General features: G+C 66.4%; 16 protein-coding genes. 7 read left to right on the forward strand and 9 right to left on the reverse strand.

The window, feature by feature from the left end:
- Positions 1-224: 224 nt before the first annotated feature.
- The 3 genes from NDN01_RS17115 (at position 225) to NDN01_RS17125 (ending at position 7,133) form a co-directional block, all read left to right on the forward strand.
- Positions 225-770: a helix-turn-helix domain-containing protein gene (locus NDN01_RS17115; protein WP_272622957.1), complete on the forward strand. Its 546-nt coding sequence runs from the start codon at positions 225-227 to the stop codon at positions 768-770.
- A complete protein-coding gene (locus tag NDN01_RS17120; RefSeq protein WP_272622958.1) occupies positions 763-2,283 on the forward strand; it encodes a terminase in 1,521 nt (506 codons plus the stop codon). Before NDN01_RS17115 ends, NDN01_RS17120 begins: the two co-directional genes overlap by 8 nt.
- Before the next feature lie 236 nt (positions 2,284-2,519).
- A complete protein-coding gene (locus NDN01_RS17125) occupies positions 2,520-7,133 on the forward strand; it encodes an NAD-glutamate dehydrogenase (protein ID WP_272622959.1) in 4,614 nt (1,537 codons plus the stop codon).
- Between the two features lie 45 nt (positions 7,134-7,178).
- Here NDN01_RS17125 and NDN01_RS17130 read toward each other — a convergent pair whose 3' ends face one another.
- The 3 genes from NDN01_RS17130 to NDN01_RS17140 form a co-directional block, all read right to left on the reverse strand.
- Positions 7,179-7,307 (reverse strand): hypothetical protein, encoded by a 129-nt coding sequence (locus tag NDN01_RS17130; RefSeq protein ID WP_272622960.1) that lies wholly within the window; start codon positions 7,305-7,307, stop codon positions 7,179-7,181.
- A 97-nt stretch (positions 7,308-7,404) separates the two neighbouring features.
- Entirely contained in the window at positions 7,405-8,169 is a 765-nt protein-coding gene (locus tag NDN01_RS17135) for a tetratricopeptide repeat protein (protein WP_272622961.1), read from the reverse strand.
- Positions 8,170-8,177: 8 nt separating this feature from the next.
- Positions 8,178-10,724 carry a TonB-dependent receptor gene (locus NDN01_RS17140; protein WP_272622962.1) on the reverse strand — a complete coding sequence of 849 codons (2,547 nt, stop codon included), beginning with the start codon at positions 10,722-10,724 and terminating at the stop codon, positions 8,178-8,180.
- A gap of 339 nt (positions 10,725-11,063) precedes the next feature.
- Here NDN01_RS17140 and NDN01_RS17145 point away from each other — a divergent pair, with 339 nt between their 5' ends.
- Complete coding sequence (locus NDN01_RS17145) at positions 11,064-11,639, forward strand: manganese efflux pump MntP (RefSeq protein WP_272622963.1); 576 nt, start codon at positions 11,064-11,066, stop codon at positions 11,637-11,639.
- 137 nt (positions 11,640-11,776) lie between these two features.
- Here NDN01_RS17145 and NDN01_RS17150 read toward each other — a convergent pair whose 3' ends face one another.
- The 6 genes from NDN01_RS17150 to NDN01_RS17175 all read right to left on the reverse strand — a co-directional run bounded on the left by NDN01_RS17150 (position 11,777) and on the right by NDN01_RS17175 (position 17,305).
- Complete coding sequence (locus tag NDN01_RS17150; protein ID WP_272622964.1) at positions 11,777-12,118, reverse strand: GIY-YIG nuclease family protein; 342 nt, start codon at positions 12,116-12,118, stop codon at positions 11,777-11,779.
- 315 nt (positions 12,119-12,433) lie between these two features.
- Positions 12,434-12,679: a ribbon-helix-helix domain-containing protein gene (locus NDN01_RS17155; RefSeq protein WP_272622965.1), complete on the reverse strand. Its 246-nt coding sequence runs from the start codon at positions 12,677-12,679 to the stop codon at positions 12,434-12,436.
- A 15-nt stretch (positions 12,680-12,694) separates the two neighbouring features.
- The gene (gene cobT / locus NDN01_RS17160; protein WP_272622966.1) at positions 12,695-14,524 is read right to left on the reverse strand and encodes a cobaltochelatase subunit CobT; all 1,830 of its coding nucleotides are present in this window, start codon (positions 14,522-14,524) and stop codon (positions 12,695-12,697) included.
- Positions 14,521-15,363 carry a hypothetical protein gene (locus tag NDN01_RS17165; protein WP_272622967.1) on the reverse strand — a complete coding sequence of 281 codons (843 nt, stop codon included), beginning with the start codon at positions 15,361-15,363 and terminating at the stop codon, positions 14,521-14,523. The genes cobT and NDN01_RS17165 overlap by 4 nt, the downstream gene beginning before the upstream one ends.
- A 156-nt stretch (positions 15,364-15,519) precedes the next feature.
- Complete coding sequence (gene cobS / locus NDN01_RS17170) at positions 15,520-16,524, reverse strand: cobaltochelatase subunit CobS (protein ID WP_272622968.1); 1,005 nt, start codon at positions 16,522-16,524, stop codon at positions 15,520-15,522.
- Between the two features lie 106 nt (positions 16,525-16,630).
- Positions 16,631-17,305: a winged helix-turn-helix transcriptional regulator gene (locus tag NDN01_RS17175; protein WP_272622969.1), complete on the reverse strand. Its 675-nt coding sequence runs from the start codon at positions 17,303-17,305 to the stop codon at positions 16,631-16,633.
- Between the two features lie 99 nt (positions 17,306-17,404).
- Between NDN01_RS17175 and NDN01_RS17180 the strand changes: the two genes are divergently transcribed.
- The 3 genes from NDN01_RS17180 to NDN01_RS17195 are packed head-to-tail and all read left to right on the forward strand — an operon-like array spanning position 17,405 to position 19,443.
- Positions 17,405-17,848: a VOC family protein gene (locus NDN01_RS17180; RefSeq protein WP_272622970.1), complete on the forward strand. Its 444-nt coding sequence runs from the start codon at positions 17,405-17,407 to the stop codon at positions 17,846-17,848.
- Positions 17,849-17,882: 34 nt separating this feature from the next.
- On the forward strand, positions 17,883-18,605 hold the full coding sequence (locus NDN01_RS25985) for a DUF1428 domain-containing protein (protein WP_443025135.1): 723 nt from the start codon (positions 17,883-17,885) through the stop codon (positions 18,603-18,605).
- Between the two features lie 46 nt (positions 18,606-18,651).
- A complete protein-coding gene (locus NDN01_RS17195) occupies positions 18,652-19,443 on the forward strand; it encodes a VOC family protein (protein WP_272622971.1) in 792 nt (263 codons plus the stop codon).
- Positions 19,444-19,452 lie beyond the last annotated feature (9 nt).

Here is a 19,452-nt window from a genome sequence, read left to right on the forward strand (position 1 = left end):
AATTTGTCAGCTTAACACGCCGACCGTCGATTTTAGTCCTCGCCGAATCGGATCCTTACCCGCGGCAAGGCTTCGTACGCGAGGCCATCTTACTGCTAATTGCCTGATATTAAATGCAATTATTTGAATTTCCCCACTTCGACGATGTCAGCAACCCTACTGACACTCCCAACACCACACCCCCTCGATTCAAACCCCACCCCACCGCCGCTATCCCCGGCGTCATGGTCTACGAACCCGTCTTTGCCGATCAGGCCCGCCACCTCTGCCGCCTCGGCGCCACCGATGAGGAACTCGCCGAGCATTTCGGGGTCTGCGTCCGCACCATCTATCGCTGGCGCAACGCCCATGAGGCATTCGCCGAAGCCGTTATAGCGGGAAAGGAACATGCCGACGCCCGCGTCGAACGTGCGCTTTATTCCCGCGCCGTCGGGTGCAGCGTGGAACGCACCAAGGTCTTCAAGCACGCCGCCGATCCCGAGCCCGTCTACGCCACGTACAGACTCCATCTCCCGCCCGATCCCGTCGCCGCGCTGCAATGGCTCCGCGTCCGCCAGCCGAAGAAATGGCGCATCGCCGATGAGGACAAGGGCGATCCCAACGTCGTCGAGATGATCCAGAAGTCGCTCGCCCGCGTCGCCAATTACACGCCCGCCCATATGGCCGCCGCCCGTGCCGGCGAACCTCCCGGCGGCGGCGACAGTGGCGGCGCGCCCGTCCCCGCGCCGGTTTACGTCAAGGCGCATACCAGGGCGCCGCGCCATGGATGAGGTCGTCGCCCGCCAGGCGTGGACCGACCGGCTGATGGATTTCAAGCACGACCCGCTCGGCTATGCCGAACTCGCCTTCCGCTGGGGCGACGGCGTCTTGCGCGACGTCACCGGCCCCCGCGCCTGGCAGCGCGACGTGATGGCGACCATCGCCGCGCATCTTTCCAACCCCGCCACGCGCTTCACCCCGTGCCGGATCGCCCGCGCCTCCGGCCATGGCATCGGCAAGTCGGCGCTGATCGCGATGCTGGTCAAATGGGGGCTCGATACCGGGATCGACACGCGAATCGTCGCCACCGCCAATACGGAGAGCCAGCTGCTCACCAAGACCGCGCCGGAGATCGCGAAGTGGCATAACCTCTCGCTCACCCGCGACTGGTTCCGCGCGACCGCGACGTCGCTCGTCTCCAATGTGCCGGGGCATGAGCGGGGCTGGCGATCCGACCTCGTCACCTGGAGCGTCGCCAATACCGAGGCGTTCGCCGGGCTGCACAACCAGGGCAAGCGCATCATCCTGATCTTCGACGAAGCATCGGGCATCGCGGCCAAGGTGTGGGAGGTGGCGCTGGGCGCGCTGACCGATGCTGAGACGGAAATCCTGTTCCTCGCCTTCGGCAACCCGACGCTGAATTCGGGGCCTTTCCGCGAGTGTTTCGGGCGGCACCGGCATTTGTGGCACGCGGCGCAGATCGACAGCCGCAATGTGGAGGGCGTGAACCGCGCCTATCTGAACGAGCTGGTCGCCACCTATGGCGAGGACAGCGATATCGTTCGGGTGCGCGTGCGCGGGCAGTTCCCCTCGGCCTCCTCGATGCAGTTCATCGCCGGCGACCTGGTCGAGGCGGCGCGGGTGCGGGAGGTGCAGGGGCTGACCAGCGATCCGGTGATCTTCGGGCTGGATTGCGCGCGGTTCGGCGACGACCATTCGACGCTCGCCATCCGATGCGGGCGGGATGCGCGGTCGCGGCAGTGGAAGCGCTGGCAGCGGGTCGATGCGATGACGCTGGCCGGCGACGTGGCGCTGCAGGCGCAGGCGTTGCACCCCGATGCGATCTTCGTCGATGCCGGGAATATCGGGGCGGCGGTGGTCGACCGGCTGCGCCAGCTCGGCGTGGAGAATGTGGTCGAGATCTGGTTCGGCGCGCGGGGGCGCGAGGTGGTGTGGGCGGGCGATTTGCGGGTGCAGACCGCCAACAAGCGATCCGAGATGTGGACCAACATGCGCGGCTGGCTGTCGGGCGGGGCGATCCCGGACGAGGCGGCGCTGGCGGCCGACCTGACCGGGGTGGAGTATGGGTACGCGGCGGACCAGGTGTCGATCCTGCTGGAGAAGAAGGAGCATATGAAGGCGCGCGGGCTTGCCTCGCCCGACGATGCCGACGCGCTGGCGCTGACCTTTGCCGAGGCCGTGATGCCGCGGGAACCGAGATGGCTCGACCCGGGGTGCTATGGATCGCGGCGGGCCGAGACGTGCGAGGAGGAATGGGCGCGGGTGTACCGGGAGGTGCTGTGACGATCCCTCTCCGCCTTTTCCCGCTCCCCTTGCGGAAGAGGGAGGAGCGCGGCGACGGAAGGGTGTGGCGGGCACTCGCGAGGTTCCGAGCCCCACTCCCCCTCACCCGACCTCGCTTCGCTCGGCCGCCCTCTCGCACAAGGGGAGAGGGAGATTATGCCCCTCTCCCGCCCCCAAAATCATTGTGCAGCGCCACAAGGGTTGAAGCCCGCAACGGGCGGGAGCATAGGGCTGCGATGGCCAAGACCACGCTGAAATCGCTGTCGGACGCACTTGCTGTCCGGCTGACCAAGGGCGCACTTCCAGGGGAATTGCAGGGGTTCGGAAAGGCGGAGCGGGCTGATGCCGCCGCCTTCGTCGCCGCCACCGCCGAAACACGGCCGCCCGGCAAGCCGGTGCTCGCGCTTGAGCCGATCGCCGGCTCCGAACCGCGCCGCACCATGCGGCTCGCCATCGTCAACGACGACATGCCTTTCCTGGTCGATTCGATCGCGGCGACGATCGGCGCGCATAATGTCGTGATCGACCGGATCATCCACCCGGTACTCAGCGTCACGCGCGATCCGTCCGGCGTGCTGACCAGCGTCGGCGGGGCCGACGGCGAGGGCGGATCGCCCGAATCGATGATCTATATCGAGATGGAGCGCGCCGATTCGCGCGAGCGGCGCGAACTGATCGCCGCGCTCGAACATAACCTGGCCGATGTCCGTTCGGCCGTGGCCGACTGGCCGGCGATGCAGGCGCGCATGGCCGCCGACGCGGAGGCATTGGGCACCAGCGAGGGCGCCGAACTGCTGCTGTGGTTCCTCGACCGCAACTTCACCCTGCTCGGCGCCGAATCGTGGCAGGGCGGCAAGAGCGAGAAGCCGCTCGGCATCGCGCGCCACGCGCATAGCGTGCCGATCCTGGCCGAGGCGTCGCGCGCGCTCGCCATGGCGTGGTTCGAGAAGGGCGGGGAAGCGCCGCTGCTGCTCAAGTCCAACCAGATCTCCGGCGTGCACCGCCATGTGCCGCTCGACCTGGTGCTGGTGCCGATCCGCGAGGGCAAGAAGGTCACCGGGCTGTCGATCCATGCCGGCCTGTGGACCAGTTCGGCGCTCAACGCGCCGCCGCAGGATGTGCCGGTGCTGCGCAAGCGGCTCACCGCGCTCGAGGCGAAGTTCGGCTTCGACCCCAAGGGGCATACCGGCAAGGCGCTGACTCATGCGCTGGCCGCGCTGCCGCACGACCTGATCAGCGCGTTCGACGTCGAATCGCTCGAGCATCTCGCGCTCACCGCGATGTCGCTGGCCGACCGGCCGCGGCCGGCGCTGATCCTGGTGCGCAGCATCCTGGGGCGACATCTGTTCGCGTTCGTGTGGCTCCCGCGCGACGACCTCACCACCGCGCGGCGAGTCGCGATCGGCGACATGCTGGCCGAGGCGGCGAACGGCACGCTGCTCAACTGGGGCATCGCGATGGAGGACGGCGTGGTCGCGCAGATCCGCTACACCATCGACCTGCGCGGCGAGGGCGTGATGCCCGATGCCGCGGCGCTCGACGCCCGGATCGCGCGGATGGTGCGCGGCTGGGTGCCCGCGGTCGAGGCGGCGCTGGCCGACATGGTCGAGCCGGCGCGCGCGACCCGGCTCGCGCTGCGCCATGCGGCGACCTTCCCGCAGGGCTATCGCGCCAGCGGCAGCGCCGAGGAGGCGGCGCGCGACATCCTGCGGCTTGCCCGGCTCGATACGCCCGACGCCCGCTCGGTGCGGCTGTACCGCGATTCGAACGGCGCGGCGCGGATGAAGATCTATCGCCTGGGCGGCGCGCTGGCGCTGTCCGACGCGGTGCCGGTGCTCGAGAATTTCGGCTTCCGCGTGATCGAGGAAGTGCCGACCGCGCTGGCCGACGACGCGCAGGGTTTCGTCCACGAGTTCCTGGTCGAGAGCGCCGGGATGGTGAAGGGCGATCCGGCGGTGCTCGAGGACGCGGTGGCGGCCGTGCTGGAGAGCCATGCCGAGAATGACGCGTTCAACCGGCTGATCGTCGATGCCGGCATGGCCCCGTCGTCGGTCGTGCTGTTCCGCGCCTGGTTCCGCTATCTGCGCCAGGCCGGGCTGCCCTACAGCCTGGTCACCGTGGTCGATGCGCTGCGCCGCGCGCCGAAGGTCGCGGCCGGGCTGATCGAGCGGTTCGCCGCCGCGCACGACCCGGCGCGCAAGGCGAAGGCCGAGGCGATCCATGCCGCCGACGCCGCGGTCGACGCCGGGCTCGACGCCGTCTCGGCGATCGACGACGACCGCATCCTGCGCGCGCTGCGCAACGTGATCGCGGCGACGCTGCGCACCAACGCCTTCGCCCCGGCGGGCGAGACGGCGCTTGCGTTCAAGCTGGACAGCCACCTGATCCCCGGCCTGCCCGCCCCCGTGCCGTGGCGCGAGATCTGGGTCTATTCGCCGCGGGTCGAGGGAATCCACCTGCGCGCCGGCCCAGTCGCGCGCGGTGGCTTGCGCTGGTCGGACCGGCGCGACGATTTCCGCACCGAGATCCTCGGCCTGATGAAGGCACAGCGCGTGAAGAACGCGGTGATCGTGCCGACTGGGGCCAAGGGCGGATTCTATCCCAAGCAGCTCCCGCCCGTCTCAAGCCGCGACGCGTGGCTGGCCGAGGGGACCGAAAGTTACCGCGTGTTCATCCGCTCGCTCCTGTCGATTACCGACAATATCGTCGAGGGCAGCATCGTCCATCCGGCGGGCGTGATCGTTCATGACGGCGACGATCCCTATTTCGTGGTCGCCGCCGACAAGGGCACCGCGACCTTTTCCGACGTGGCCAATGCGATCGCGCTGGAGAACCGTTTCTGGCTTGGCGACGCCTTCGCCTCGGGCGGCTCGGTCGGGTATGACCACAAGGCGATGGGCATCACCGCCAAGGGTGCCTGGGTCTCCGTCCAGCGTCACTTCGCGGAGCGCGGCGTCGACGTGCAGAGCGAGCCGATCCGCGTGGTCGGCTGCGGCGACATGTCGGGCGACGTGTTCGGCAACGGCATGCTGCTGTCGAAGACGCTGAAGATCGTCGCCGCGTTCGACCATCGCCACATCTTCCTCGACCCCGATCCCGATCCGGCGGCAAGCTGGGAGGAGCGCGCGCGCATGTTCGCGCTGCCGCGGTCGAGCTGGGCGGATTACAATCCGACGCTCATCTCAAGGGGCGGCGGGGTGTTCCCGCGCACCGACAAGACGATCAAGCTGTCGAAGCAGGTCCGCGCGGCGCTCGGCATCGAGGCGAGCGAGATGGAGCCGGGCGCGCTGATCTCCGCGATCCTGAAGGCGCCGGTCGACCTGATCTGGTTCGGCGGCATCGGCACTTATGTGAAGGCGGCGGCGGAGAACAATATCCAGGTCGGCGATCCGGCCAACGACCGGCTTCGAGTCAATGCCGAGGATATCCGCGCGACCGCGATCGGCGAGGGCGCGAACCTGGGCGTCACCCAGGCGGCGCGAATCGCGTTCGCCTCGCGCGGCGGGCGGATCAACACCGACTTCATCGACAATTCGGCGGGCGTCGATTGTTCGGACAATGAGGTCAACATCAAGATCGCGCTCAACCGCGAGATGATCGAGGGCCGCCTCGCCTATGAGAAGCGCAACATCTTCCTCGCGAGCATGACCGACGATGTCGCGCACATCGTGCTCGAGGACAATCGCCTGCAGACGCTGGCCCTGTCGATCATGGAGAATGACGGCGCCCGGTCGGTACCGAGCTATGTCAGGCTGATCGAGATCTTCGAGGCATCGGGCAGCCTTGACCGCGCGGTCGAGGGGCTTGCCTCGAACGACGACCTGCTGCGCCGCGCGCAGGAGGGCAACGGGCTGACCAGACCCGAACTGGCCGTGCTGCTCGCCACCGCCAAATTGTCACTCCAGGCGGCGATCGAGCATGGCACGCTCGGGCTCGATCCCGATCTCGCACCCGATCTCCAGGCCGCCTTCCCGCCGGCGATGCGCAAGAAGTTCGCCTCGGCGATCGACCAGCATCGCCTGCGCGGCGAGATCGTCGCGACCAAGCTCGCCAACCGGATCGTCAACCGGCTGGGCGTGCTCCATCCGTTCGAGCTGGCGGAGGAGGAAGGCGCCGCGATGAGCGACATCGCGGCGATGTTCGTCGTGACCGAGCGGCTGTTCGGCCTGCCCGCGCTCTGGGCGGAAATCGAGACAGCCGACATGCCGGAAGCGGCGCGCATCGCGCTGTTCGAGGAAGTGGCGGTGGCGACCCGCTCGCAGATCGCCGACCTGCTCCGGGTGGTGCGGACCGGCACCGGCCCCGGGCCGGCCATGGCGCGGCTCGCCAAGGGCATCGGCACGCTCGACAAGCAGACCAAGGCGCTGCTGCTCGAGGAAGCCAGCGCGCAGAGCGGACGGATCGCCGCGACGCTCGAAGCGGCCGGCGCGCCGAAGAAACTGGTGCAGAAGGTGGTGCGGCTGTTCGAGCTGGACGGCGCGGTCGGCCTGGCCGATCTCGGCGAGCGGCTCGGCCTCGACGAGATCGTGCTGACGCGGGCCTTCACCCGGCTCGGCCACGCGCTGGGGCTCGACTGGGCGCAGGCCAATGCGGCGCGCATCGTTTCGAGCGATCCGTGGGAGCGCTTGCTCATCGCCGGGCTGGCGCGCGATTTCCAGCAGTTGCGGCTCGAATTCCTCAGCCGCGGCGAAGGCGATCCGCAGGCGCTGGTCGAGACATGGCTCGCCGCCAATGCCGGCCGAGTCGCTCAGTTCAAGTCGGTGGTGGAGCGTGCCCGGCACGCGCCCGCACCGAACGCGGCGATGCTCGCGCAGATCGCCGGACAGGCGCGAGTCCTGCTGGGACGATGACAGGGTGAAGGACGCGTGGTCGATCCGGGCGCGCGTCCTTTCGCTCTATCGAAAGACGAACAGCCAGAGGATCACCGCCCAGAGGAGCAGGGCGAACGGCATGGCGTAGAACAGGCCGAGCACCGATCCGGCGTCGGCGCCATCCTTGTCGGATACGGGTGACGGGTGGGGCATCTCGCTCTCCTGAGCGCGATGTACCGCGCGGCGGCGTGTCGCCACAATAAGGAGAAATACGACGGATTGCCCCCTCCCCGCGACGGCCGTGACGCGCTCAGGAAAGGCCGGCGCCCATCCGCAGGGCCTGCACGCCGCGCACGCGGAAGGCAGGCAGCTCGGCCGTCGCCAGCCAGGCGCTCGCCTTCTCGACAAAGGCCGGCGTCGCCGTCTCCCCGGCACGTTTCAGCCAGCCGATCGCCTCTTCCGTCTTCCCGGCCGCCCCGAGCATCCGGGCATGGTTGAAGCAGCCGCGGAAATCCCCGCCCTGCGCCGCCCGCGCATAGCAGCGCGCCGCCTTCGCCATGTCGCGCGGGACTACCCAGCCATCCTCGTGGAAGCTGCCGACGAAGTTGATCGCCTTGGCATTGCCGAGCGCGGCCGCCTGCTGGAACCAGTCGAGCGCCGCCGCCTTGTCCTCCGCCACGCCGTGGCCGAGCGCGAGCAGGGTCGCGTAATTATACATGCCCCAGTCAAGCCCGCGCCCGGCGGCGATGCGATAGCATTCGGCCGCGCGCGCCTTGTCGGGCGCAGTGCCCCAGCCGAGATCATAGCAGCGGCCGACCATGTTGATCGCCATCAGGTGATGCTGCGCCGCCGCCCTGGTGAACCAGTCGAGCGCGGCGGCCGTATCCGTCGCGACACCCGCGCCATCGAGCAGCATCTGCCCATAGACTGCCTGCGCCTCGGCCAGCCCGGCTTCGGCCGCCTGGCGCACGAACGCCGCGCGCTCTTCGGGAGGTCCCGAAAGGCGCGCGGCGATCTCGTCGGGCGTCAGGGCATTCAAATCCTCCCCGGTCATGGCCGGGGCTGATTCAACCATGCCTTCCATCAATATTTGACGGTCAGCGTGCCGAAGGCCGAACGACCGGGCGCGATGCTGGCATAATGCGCGGTATAGGCCTGGTTGAAATAGGTCTTGTCGGTCAGGTTCTGGACGTTGACCGAGAGCTCCACCTGGCGCGAGAAGCGGTAGGAGGCGCGGGCGTCGAAGCGCCAGTAACCCGGGATCGTGCGGTACAGGACCTTGGTCGCCGGGGTCACCGTAATCACGCCATTGGTCAGCGCTGCACTACGATTGTCGCTATACCCGCCGAACACGCGGCTCGTGTAGAACGCGCCGCCACCGATCGAGAAGCCCTTCACCGGCTCGACCGTCGTCCACATCGTGAAGCTGTCCCTTGCGGTTTGTGTCGCCTGTTTACCCGTGTTCACCGACGGGACGAGGGCGACGGTCCCAGCGGCGGCGCCGGCGACGGCAAGCGCGGTGAAACCGCCATCGACGATCTTCGGATCGAGATGGGTATAGCCGCCGAAGATGGTCCAGCCGGGCAGGATCTGGCCGCTTGCGTTCACTTCGACGCCGCGGATGCGGCGCTTGCCGAGGAACTCGACCGTGTTGTTGGGGCCGGTGACACGGGCATTGTCGGTATCGGTCTGGAAGGCCGCAGCGTTGAGCGACAGCCTGCCACCCATCAGATTGGCCTTGGCGCCGAGCTCATAGGAGCGGGTCTTCTCGATCTTGAGCGAGTTGAGCACCGCCAGGGCCGTGTTGTAGGCGGCATCGCTGGTCGGCGTGCCGAGCGCGTTCGTCTCCGACCCTTCGCCGAGCAGGCTGTTCGGCGGCGTCGCCGCAGTTGCGTACGACGCGTACAGGCTGGTTTCCGGCGTCGGCTTGAAGACAAGGCCTGCCTGCCAGTTGAACAGATCGTCTGTCCGCGACAGCTGGTAGGTCCTGGTCGCGGCCATCGGCTGGCCCGGCGTCACGGTCGATTTGAAATGATCGTAACGGGCGCCGAGATTCAAAATCAGCGAAGGCAGGAGCGTGATCGAATCGAAAGCATAGAGCGACCGGGTTTCCGCGTCATTCTGCGTTTCCTCGATCGGTAGCGTCTTCACGATCGGCGCGCCCACCGTCGATGTGTCGCTCGCATAGTTCACCCAGGGATCGTTCGGATTTGGGTTGAACAGGCTGGTGCAATAATAGCGCGATACCGTCGCGGTATTGCAGCGCGGACCCACGGTCGAGCCGGTCGAGAGAATTTCGGTGCCCGTCGAGTTGAGATACCCGCGCGTGACAAAGGTTCCGCGCCGTGCCTTTTCCCACGACAGTTCAGCACCGATGGAGATGCTGTGCTTGATGCTGCCGGTGTCGAAGCTGCCGTACAGGTCGGTCTGGTTGGTGATATTGTCGGTATAGCCGTAGCGCGTATTGGCGCGCCGCCAGACATAGCCGCCGGTGACGAGATCGCCGCGGAGCGCCGCGGCGCTGCCGGTGGCAGGCGGGGTCGCCGACGTGCCGAACACATTGCCCTGCTGATCGTCAGGCTGCGTATAGATGTACGCCTGGGTGTTGTGCGAGAAACGCGATGTGTTGCGCAGCGTCAGCGTACCGAAATCATGCTCGGCGCGGATCGTGATCTGATCGGTGTCGGCATCGCGGAAGTCGCGGCTCTTCAGGCCGTAGAAGGTCGAGCGATCGACCACCCCGGTCGTGCCGCCGATCGTCGTCCCCTTGCCGACCAGCGGCGCCGAATAGACGATGCCCGTGCCCGGCGCGTTGCCGATCGTGTAGAAATACGGAATGCCGCTGTCCGGCAGCTCGTGGCTGGTCAGGTGGTAATAGGACAGGGTCATGCGGGTATCGGTGCCCAGTCCGAGGGTGATCGAAGGCGCGACGCCCCAGCGGCGCTGCCAGATCGCGTCGCGGCCGGCGACGTCCTGATCGTGCCACATGCCTTCGATGCGGAAAGCGATCGTGTCGGTCAGCTTGTAGTTCGCGTCGATCGTCGCGCGCTTGTAGTCGGCGGTGCCGTAGCTTGCGCTTGCCGTTACGAAAGTACGATCGGTCGGCAGCTTCGAGATGATGTTGATCGAACCGCCGGCGCCGCCGCGACCGCCAAGCGTCGAATCCGAGCCGCGCACGACCTGGATCTCCTCGACCGCGAACACTTCGCGGGTCTGCGCCGCGAGATCGCGAACGCCGTCGACAAAGGTCGAGCCCTGGCTGTCGAAACCGCGGATGAAGGGACGGTCGCCGATCGGGTTGCCGCCCTCGGCCGCGCCGAAGGTGATGCCGGGCACGGTACGCAGCGCATCGGCCAGGCTGGCCGAACCGGTCTGCTCGATCACTTCCTTGGGCAACACGACGATCGATTTGGGCGTGTTGACCGGCGTCGCGACCTGCTTCGGCGTCATCTCGCGCTGCCCGGTGACGAGCACGTCTTCACGATCCTGCGCACTGGTATCGTCGGCCGCCGCCGGATTCGGCCCGTCGGCGGCGAAAGCCGCGCCGCTGGCGAACGCGCCGACGCACGAAAGCGCGAGGAAGGCAGGCTTGGCGACGGGCACGCGGCGAGCGTTGCTGGTGGTACGCAAATTATGTCCCCTTTGTTTCCGGGGTGCCGCTATTGCGAGTTACTCTCATTGTCAACGCTATTGAGAGTAGTTCTCATACGCTTGGCCAAAAGGATGGTCTAAGGCAAGGAGCGCGTGGGCTGTTGACCGCTCGCCCGATCATCCCTATCCCCGCGCTTCCTTGGGGAGTAGCCACCTGCTTCGAGCAGGGCCTTCGTCAACATACTCGAACATGCGATCCGCATCGTTCGTGGCGACGGCAGCGGCGCATGCGCCAGCCCGGCAAGACCAACGATGTGACCCTTCTTTAAGGCCAGGGGTGTTTCACATCGTTCGTCGGCAGGCCTCGGGATTGATGACATGACCGGTATTCTCACGCTGGGCGGCCTCGGCCTCAGCCTGTCCGTCGACGCGTTCGCCGCCGCAATCGGCAAGGGCGCCGACGGGAATTCGACCCGGTGGCGCGACGCGCTGCGAGTCGGCATCATCTTCGGATTCTTCGAGGCGATCACGCCGGCGATCGGCTGGGCGGTCGGCCTGATGCTGAGCGCGTGGATCGCCGAGGTGGATCATTGGGTCGCCTTCACGCTGCTTGGGGCGGTCGGCCTCCATATGCTCTGGCAGGCAAGCAAACCGGCGGAAGACGCCGGCGATGCGGATCGGTCGGCCAGGCCCCACGGCCTGCTGAGCCTCGCCGCGACAGCGATCGCGACCAGCATCGACGCCACGGCGGTGGGCGTGAGCCTTGCCTTTCTCGACATCAACATCGTCACGGCCTGTCTGGTGATCGGCGGCGTCACCACTGTCGTGGCGACCATCGGCGTGCTGATCGGCAAACATGTCGGCGCCTATCTCGGCCGCTATGCCGAGGTGGCGGGCGGCCTTACGCTGATCGGGATCGGCAGCCTCATCCTGTATACGCATCTGACGGCCTGAGGGCGTCGACGTCCGGCCCGGGACTTGTTCTGGGGCTGTCGTGCCGCGCCCCAAAGGCCGGGGAGCTTGCCGAACCGTGGATGACGGAACAAGTCCGGCATGACGGATTTGGCAAGCGCTTCCCCTTCTCTCTACCGTCACCCCGGACTTGTTCCGGGGTCCACTGTCGTATCAACCCAAGGGTCGAGACCGAGCGCGACGGCGAGATCATCCCATCTGGGATTGTCCCGTTCGATCAGGTTCTTCTTCCAGTCGCGGCGCCATTTCTTGATGCGCTTCTCGGCGGAGATAACGGCGTCCATCGTATCGCCGACCTCGTACCAGACGAGGCGTTTGATATCGTAACGCCTGGTGAAACCATCGAAGGTGCCGTCGCGGTGCTGCATGATGCGGCCGACGAGATTCGATGTGACGCCCGTGTAGAGGCGACCGTTGAACGTGCTCGCCAGGATATACACGCACGGTTCGCGCTCTCTCATGCCATGGAGAATGCCGAACCGTGGATGCCGGAACAAGTCCGGCATGACGGATTTGGCAATCGCTTTCCGTCCCTCCACCGTCACCCCGGACTTGTTCCGGGGTCTACCGATGTCTCAACGTAAGGGATCGAGATCGAGGTGACGGCGAGGTCATCCCATCTGGGTTATCGCGTTCGATGAGGTCGAGGTGACGCCGGAGTAAAGGCGACCGTTGAACGTACTCGCCAGGATACACACGCACGGTTCGCGCTCTCTCATGTCGCGGAGTTTGCCGAACCGTGGATGCCGGAACAAGTCCGGCATGACGGGCGGGAATCAGGATGTGCGTTGCGGCAACAGCCACGTCCGCAGCGCGCTCGCGAGGTTGGGCGGATCGTCAGCCGTGATTCGCAATGCGTCGATCTCGGCGATCAGGGCGTTGAGCGGCAGGGAGCGTGTCTCGGCGGCGATTTCAAGCGCCTCCCAGAACAGGGGTTCAAGGCTGATCGAGGTCGCATGCCCGGCGATCGTCACCGATCGCTTGACCGGGCCGACAAACCCGCCCGGCGGCGCCTCGATCATTCAGCCACCGATCGCTCAGTCTGTGTCAAACAGGGCGGCGAGTTGCTCGATGATGGTGCCGCCGAGTTGCTCCGCGTCCATGATCGTCACCGCGCGGGCGTAATAGCGCGTGACGTCGTGCCCGATGCCGATTGCGGCCAGCTCGACCGGCGACTTGGTTTCGATCCAGTTGATCACCTGACGCAGATGGCGTTCGAGATAACTCCCCGAGTTCACGCTGAGCGTCGAATCGTCGACCGGGGCGCCATCCGAGATCACCATCATGATCTTGCGCTCCTCGGGCCGGGCGATCAGCCGGCTGTGCGCCCATAGCAACGCCTCACCGTCGATATTCTCCTTGAGCAGCCCCTCGCGCATCATCAGGCCGAGCGAGGTCCGGGCGCGCCGCCACGGCTCGTCGGCCTTTTTGTAGACAATGTGGCGCACGTCGTTGAGCCGCCCCGGCTGCGGCGGACGCCCCGCCGAAAGCCAGGTCTCGCGCGACTGGCCGCCCTTCCAGGCGCGGGTGGTGAAGCCGAGAATCTCCGTCTTCACCCCGCACCGTTCAAGCGTGCGGGCGAGGATGTCGGCGCTGATCGCCGCGATCGAGATCGGCCGGCCGCGCATCGACCCGGAATTGTCGATGAGCAGGGTGACCACCGTATCGCGGAAATCGGTCTCGCGCTCGATCTTGTAGCTGAGCGACTGAGTCGGGTTCACGACCACGCGTGCCAGACGCGCCGCGTCGAGCAGGCCTTCCTCCTGGTCGAAATCCCAGCTGCGGTTCTGCTGCGCCATCAGGCGGCGCTGCAGCCGGTTGGCGAGCTTCGTTACCGCGCCCTGCAGGTGAACGAGCTGCTGATCGAGATAGGACCGCAGCCGTGCCAGCTCGTCAGCGTCGCACAGGTCGGTCGCCGCGATTACCTCGTCGAAGCTGGTCGTCCATGCCTTGTATTCGAACTGAGGCGAGAAATCGGAGAAAGGGCGATTGGGGCGGACGGGCAGCATGCCTTCCTCGCCGTCATCGCCTGCCTCGCCGTCCATGTCCTGGAATTCGTCGTCGCTCTGCTCGGCGCCTTCGCCGTCCTGCGATTCGGCATCGCGATCGGACCCGCGCGCCTCGATCTCGCCCTGGCCCTGCTCGCCTTCGCCCTCGCCATCCTCGCCCTCGTCCGACTGCTGCTCGTCGGAGCCCTCATCCTCCGATCCGCCTTCATCGGCCTCGTCGGGGATCATGTCACCCTCGACCAGGTCGAGATCCTCGAGCAGGCGCGTGACCAGGGTCGCGAAAGCGCGCTGATCGTCGATCGCCAGCGCCAGCGCGTCGAGGTCCTTGCCCGCCTTTTCCTCGATCCAGTCGCGCACCAGCGCCATGCCGGGCGCGGTGACCGCCGGCGCCTCCGCCCCCGTCAGCCGCTCGCGCACCATCAGGCCAAGCGCGGTCGACAGCGGCACTTCCTCGCGATTGCGGGCACGGGTGATCGGATCGGCGCGCAGCTTCAGGTCGAGCGCGGTCGCCAGATTGGCGGCGATGCCGGCATAGCCCCGCGCACCCAGCGCCTCGACCCGGGCGCCCTCGACCGCGTCGAACACCGCGCGCGCGACCGCCTCGGCCGGTGCCTGGCGGGCATGGAGCGTCGCATTGTGGTGCCGCAACCGAAGCGCGAAACCATCGGCGAAGCCACGCGCCTCCGCCACCTGCTCGGCGGGCAGCGTGCGCGCCGGCATCGGCACCTTGATATGCTTGCCCGACTGAGTCGGGGCGTCGGCGGTGAAGGCGAGCTCAATCTCCGGCTCGTGCGCGATCGCCCGCGCGGTGCCGCCGAGCACAGCCTTGAAGCGATCGAGGGGGGTTTCCGTCGTCATGGCTTCTGCTCTGGCACCACCAAACGCCCCGGCGCAAGATCGCGGTCGATCCTGATCCGCGCGATCTTCGTCTGCGGATCGAATTCAAGCACGGTCACGACCGCCCCTTCGATCACGCCGTACGCCGGCAGGCGGGCGATCGATATCCTGTGCCGCACCTCCGGCAGGGGGCGACTCATGCCGTACAGCATCAGCTCGGCATCGAAGGACAGGCTGTCCTTCTCGCCCGCCGTCCCGGCATAGCGCAGCCGCAGCTCGCTGCCGTCGCCGAGCAGCAGCCCGCTGATCAGGCCATAGCGCGCTGGCGTGATCTCGAAAGGCGCGCGGCCCGAGTCGCCCTTTGCCCCGATCAGAATCGCGTGATCGAGCTTCTCGTCATTGTCGCTGTCGTAGAGGCAGTAGCGCGTGACCAGCTTGGTCGGCCTGAGCAGGCCGACCAGGCCGAAGCCCATCGAGCCGACCATCGCCTTGGTGAAGGACGGATCCTGTTCCGTCTCGCAGAACACCACCGGCGGATCACCGGGAATGCCAGCGACGCGGGCCGATTCGAACACCGTTTCGCGGCTGAAATGGCGTTTCTGGCCGAGCCGGTCGAGGTCGATCGGATCGACCAGCAACACCGTTTCCGGCCGGCCGAGCGGGCTTTGCGCGATGACGGCGCCGGGGACGGCGATCTGTTCTCCCTTGAGCGTGCGGCCGGGGAGGAGGGGAACCGAGGCCGGCTGGACCTTGTAGTCGGGGGTCTTGGCGGCGGTGAGCATAAGCAGGGCGGCCAGAGTCGCCGCGACTTTCGTCGATTTCCCGCTACTCGAATGAGAGACGTCTGGCCGGACGTTCATTGCCAACACCTCGGCATCATCCAGCTGGAACCTCCCCGGCGGAGGCCAGGGTCCAGTTCAGGAACGGAAGGAAACGGGCGATTCGACCGACCAGAAAGGTCCCCCAACTGGCCCCCGGCCTTCGCCGGGGAAGAACGATAGGGATTGAGCCGTGGTTCAACCCTTGCCGACCACGCTCTCGGGCAGATCCTTGCCGAACACGCGCTGATAATATTCGGCGACCAGCGCCCGCTCGGCCTCGTCGCACTTGTTGAGGAAGCTGAGGCGGAAGGCGAAGCCGATATCGCCGAAGATCAGCGCGTTCTGCGCCCAGGTGATCACGGTGCGCGGGCTCATCACGGTGGAGATGTCGCCGTTGATGAAGCCACGGCGGGTCAGGTCGGCCACGCGGACCATGTTGTCCACCGCCTGCTTGCCCTCCGGCTTGTCATATTCGCCCGACTTGGCGAGCACGATCTGCGCCTCGACCGCGGCGGGCAGATAGTTGAGCGTGACGACGATGTTCCACCGGTCCATCTGGCCCTGGTTGATCTGCTGCGTGCCGTGATAGAGACCGCTGGTGTCGCCCAGGCCCACCGTGTTGGCGGTGGCGAACAGGCGGAACCACGGGTTCGGGCGGATCACCCGGTTCTGGTCGAGCAGGGTCAGCTTGCCCTCGGTCTCGAGCACGCGCTGGATGACGAACATCACGTCCGGGCGACCCGCGTCATATTCGTCGAACACCAGGGCGGTCGGGGTCTGCAACGCCCAGGGCAGCAGGCCTTCGCGGAATTCGGTGACCTGCTGGCCATCCTTCAGCACGATCGCGTCGCGACCGACCAGATCGATCCGGCTGATATGCGCATCGAGGTTGATTCGGATGCAGGGCCATTTCAGCCGCGCCGCGACCTGTTCGATATGAGTCGACTTGCCGGTGCCATGATAGCCCTGGACCATCACGCGGCGATTGTGCGCGAAGCCGGCACAGATCGCGAGCGTGGTGTCCGCATCGAACACATAGGCCGGATCAAGATCGGGCACGCGCTCGTCCGCCTCGCTGAAGGCCGGGACCTCCATGTCCGAATCGATGCCGAAAAGCTCACGGACCTGCACCACCTTGTCGGGGGCCTCCAGAATCGTGGTCTCGCGGCTATCGGGTTGGGTGTTGGATATGTCCGTCATGATCTCGTACCGTTCGGGCTGATCTGCAGAAGCCCTGCTCCTCTTCAACGATCGAGAAGGAAGAACGGCACTTCGACAAGCTCAGTGCGAACGGAATCCAGCTTCGTCAAGCCGAACTGGTCTTTGGTGGCAACGGAAACAGCGTAATAAACTGTTCCGCAAGTGCGCGATCCCCCGATAATTTCAGCGAGCCGGCCGATTCGGCATCCCCGATCGGGCGCCCGCCATAGACGACCGACGCCAGCGTCACGGGGTCGGTATCGAATATTGCGTCCGCCGGGCGCGGATCAGTCCGGCGAATCACGATCCCTTCCCTGTCCACCTCAGCGACGAATTCGTCCTCGCCGAAGCGGAAGCCGACCGAGCGGTTCACGTCGCCCGAGCGCGACCGGTCGATCATCGTGCGGAAGGACAGCATGATCGATGCGGCACTGAGCGGAAGAGTGGTATCGTGGCGATGCGACCTGACCGCCCAGCGGCCGAGTTCCTGGATCGCCGTTTCGCTCGCATAGCCCCAGGGGGTGAGGCCATAGACCTGCACCGAGGCGGGTGGCGGCAGCTTCCGACGGGTCAGGATGCCAACCTCCTCCATGCCCTCGAGCCGCTGAGTCAGCACGTTCGCGCTGATCCCGCCGAGCGCCTTCTTCAACTCGCCGAAGCGGCGCGGGCCGAACATGAGTTCGCGCACGATCAGCAGCGACCAGCGCTCGCCTACCAGCTCCATCGCCAGCGCAGTGCCGCAGGCGTCGTCATACCAGCGCTTTTCCGGCTTCTTTTCCAATTCAGTTATTTTTTCTAACTCCATAGTTGCTTTTAATAACTTCCGGCGTCATCATCGTCAAATAGCGATTCGCCTGACACGCAGAGGAAAGAATTTGCCATGCCCAAGATGATCTTTGTGAACCTGCCGGTGGCCGACGTCGACCGCTCGGTCGCCTTTTACGAAGCGATCGGCGCGACCAGGGACGAGCGATTCTGCCAGGCGGGCAGCGCCGCGATGCTGATGTTTTCCGACACGATCAGCCTGATGGTCCTGAGTCATGCCCGTTTCAGCGATTTCACCTCCAAGAGGATCATCGATGCGCGTACCGATTGCGAAGTGCTGATCTGCCTTTCGGAGGATAGCCGCGATGCCGTCGACCAGACCCTTGCCAAGGCGGTTGCCGCCGGAGCGCGGCCCGACCCCGCCCCCGCGCAGGACCTTGGCTTCATGTACGGCCGCAGCTTCCAGGACCCAGACGGCCACAGCATCGAGCTGACCTGGATGGACCTCGACGCGGCGATGGCCGCGATGGCCGGCGGAGACGAACCGGTCGACGCCTGAACAACCGACGCCATATAAGATGAGGAGAGAGACGATGAGCTATATCCAGGGTTTCGTGCTCGCGGTGCCGGCCGCCAACAAGCAGGCCTATCTCGACCATGCGACCGGCACGGTGCCGCTTTTCCGCGACTATGGCATGACGCGCATGGTCGAGAATTGGGGTGACGAGGTGCCCGACGGCACGGTCACCGATTTCAGGCGCGCGGTGAAGGCCGGGGACGACGAGGTCGTACTGTTCAGCTGGGTCGAATGGCCCTCCAAGGAGGCCCATGACACCGGCATGCAGAAGATGATGGATGACCCGCGCATGGCGAAGATGGTCGAGATGCCGTTCGACGGCAAGCGCATGATCTATGGCGGCTTCGCTCCGCTGCTCGACGACGGGACGGGTGGATCGACCGGTTATGTCGACGGCTATCTGGTGCCGGTCCCGGACGGCAAGAAAGGCGCGTATCGCGACATGGCGAGCAAGGCCTCCGCGGTGTTCCGCGACCATGGCGCGACCCGGGTGGTCGAGGCCTGGGGCGACGCCGTGCCCGACGGTACCGTCACCGACTATAAGGGCGCGGTGAAGGCCATAGGCGACGAGAAGGTCGTCTTCTCCTGGGTCGAATGGCCGTCGAAGGAAGTCCGCGACGCCGGCATGGCCAAGGTGATGGAGGACGAGCGGATGAAGCCGTCCGCCGGTTCGGAAATGCCGTTCGACGGCAAGCGCATGGTCTATGGCGGCTTCGCGCCTATCCTCGACGCGGCCTGAGCCCGGAGCCGCCCCCCTTTCCCCCTGCCCTCCAAGGAGAGCGACGATGCCCAATCCCGAAGGTACCCCGATCTGGTACGAACTGATGACCACCGACCCGGAGGCGTCAAAGGCATTTTACGACGACGTGATCGGCTGGACGGTGCAGGACAAGCCGGCCGGCGACATGGATTACCGGATGATCGACAGCGGCAATGGCGGCGACCTGGTCGGCGGCGTGATGCGCCTGACCGAGCAGATGACGGCGGGCGGGGGCCGGCCGACCTGGCTCTTCTATATCGGCGTCGACGATGTCGATGCATCGGTCGGGAAGATCGAGGCGGCCGGCGGCAGCGTCCTGATGCCGGCCTGGGACATCCCCGATGTCGGCCGGATCGCGATGGTCGCCGATCCGCAGGGCATCCCCTTCTATATCATGCGCGGCGCCTCCGGGGAGAACAGCACCGCCTGGGACCGGATGGGCATGGGCAAATGCAACTGGAACGAGCTGGCCACGCCCGACCAGGCCGGCGCCAACGCCTTTTACGCCACCGTGTTCGGCTGGACCTATCCCGACAGGATGCCGATGGGCGAGATGGGCGACTATGTGTTCGTGCAGGCCGGCGACCAGACGATCGGCGCGACGATGACGGCGCCGGCCGACGGCCCGCCCCCGGCATGGCGCTTCTATTTCCGCGCGCCCGATATCGAGGCGGCGGCGGCCAAGGTCTCGAAAAATGGCGGGACCGTCCATGCCGGCCCGATGGAGGTGCCCGGCGGCGACCGCATCATCGTGGCGAGCGACCCGCACGGCGTGATGTTCGGCGTGGTGGGGCCGGGCCAGCAACAGGACCGGTAGCGGAAAGCC

The sequence above is a fragment of the Sphingomonas sp. QA11 genome (assembly GCF_028473665.1).
GTDB classification, from domain to species: Bacteria; Pseudomonadota; Alphaproteobacteria; order Sphingomonadales; family Sphingomonadaceae; genus Sphingomonas; species Sphingomonas phytovorans.

What these genes read in the sequence shown, in the direction of transcription:
- NDN01_RS17115 (WP_272622957.1), top strand. Translation starts at nt 225, where the DNA reads ATGGTCTACGAACCCGTCTTTGCCGATCAGGCCCGCCACCTCTGCCGC.
- NDN01_RS17120 (WP_272622958.1), top strand. Translation starts at nt 763, where the DNA reads ATGGATGAGGTCGTCGCCCGCCAGGCGTGGACCGACCGGCTGATGGAT.
- NDN01_RS17125 (WP_272622959.1), top strand. Translation starts at nt 2,520, where the DNA reads ATGGCCAAGACCACGCTGAAATCGCTGTCGGACGCACTTGCTGTCCGG.
- NDN01_RS17130 (WP_272622960.1), bottom strand. Translation starts at nt 7,307, where the DNA reads ATGCCCCACCCGTCACCCGTATCCGACAAGGATGGCGCCGACGCCGGA.
- NDN01_RS17135 (WP_272622961.1), bottom strand. Translation starts at nt 8,169, where the DNA reads ATGGTTGAATCAGCCCCGGCCATGACCGGGGAGGATTTGAATGCCCTG.
- NDN01_RS17145 (WP_272622963.1), top strand. Translation starts at nt 11,064, where the DNA reads ATGACCGGTATTCTCACGCTGGGCGGCCTCGGCCTCAGCCTGTCCGTC.
- NDN01_RS17150 (WP_272622964.1), bottom strand. Translation starts at nt 12,118, where the DNA reads ATGAGAGAGCGCGAACCGTGCGTGTATATCCTGGCGAGCACGTTCAAC.
- NDN01_RS17155 (WP_272622965.1), bottom strand. Translation starts at nt 12,679, where the DNA reads ATGATCGAGGCGCCGCCGGGCGGGTTTGTCGGCCCGGTCAAGCGATCG.
- cobT (WP_272622966.1), bottom strand. Translation starts at nt 14,524, where the DNA reads ATGACGACGGAAACCCCCCTCGATCGCTTCAAGGCTGTGCTCGGCGGC.
- NDN01_RS17165 (WP_272622967.1), bottom strand. Translation starts at nt 15,363, where the DNA reads ATGAACGTCCGGCCAGACGTCTCTCATTCGAGTAGCGGGAAATCGACG.
- cobS (WP_272622968.1), bottom strand. Translation starts at nt 16,524, where the DNA reads ATGACGGACATATCCAACACCCAACCCGATAGCCGCGAGACCACGATT.
- NDN01_RS17180 (WP_272622970.1), top strand. Translation starts at nt 17,405, where the DNA reads ATGCCCAAGATGATCTTTGTGAACCTGCCGGTGGCCGACGTCGACCGC.
- NDN01_RS25985 (WP_443025135.1), top strand. Translation starts at nt 17,883, where the DNA reads ATGAGCTATATCCAGGGTTTCGTGCTCGCGGTGCCGGCCGCCAACAAG.
- NDN01_RS17195 (WP_272622971.1), top strand. Translation starts at nt 18,652, where the DNA reads ATGCCCAATCCCGAAGGTACCCCGATCTGGTACGAACTGATGACCACC.